This window comes from Geobacillus sp. BMUD (assembly GCF_013096845.1).
GTDB lineage: Bacteria > Bacillota > Bacilli > Bacillales > Anoxybacillaceae > Geobacillus > Geobacillus vulcani.
Window position 1 is genome coordinate 1 of record NZ_SDLA01000093.1, and the last position, 393, is coordinate 393.

A 393-nucleotide genomic window follows, 5' to 3' on the forward strand; every position below is an offset into this window, starting at 1 on the left:
ATGCAGCAACGTCGCCATGCTTATTCTTCTTGAAACGCTTCCACGCGTTTTCTGTTGATGGCGGGCAGCGCCACCAGCAAGACGAGGATGCCCGCCGCGATCAGCAGCCCCATCGACAGCGGCCGCATAACGAAAGTGGAGAAATCCCCGCGCGAGAGCAGCAGCGCGCGGCGGAAGTTCTCTTCCATCATCGGCCCAAGCACGAAGCCGAGCAGCATGGGCGCCGGTTCGCAGCGCAGCTTGACGAACATGTAGCCGATCAAGCCGAAGAGCGCGGTCTGGAAGATATCGAACGTCGTGTTCGACACTGAATACACGCCGATGCAGCAGAACACCAGGATGGCCGGATACAGGAAGCGATACGGCACCTTCAACAGGCGTACCCACACGCCG

1 protein-coding gene is annotated in these 393 nt (G+C 60.1%); it reads right to left on the reverse strand.

Features of this window, described 5'->3' with window-relative positions; all coding sequences use genetic code 11:
- Nucleotides 1-20: 20 nt before the first annotated feature.
- Nucleotides 21-393: tripartite tricarboxylate transporter permease (locus ETC05_RS17570; protein WP_171661572.1), on the reverse strand; the 373-nt coding region annotated here is incomplete at its 5' end.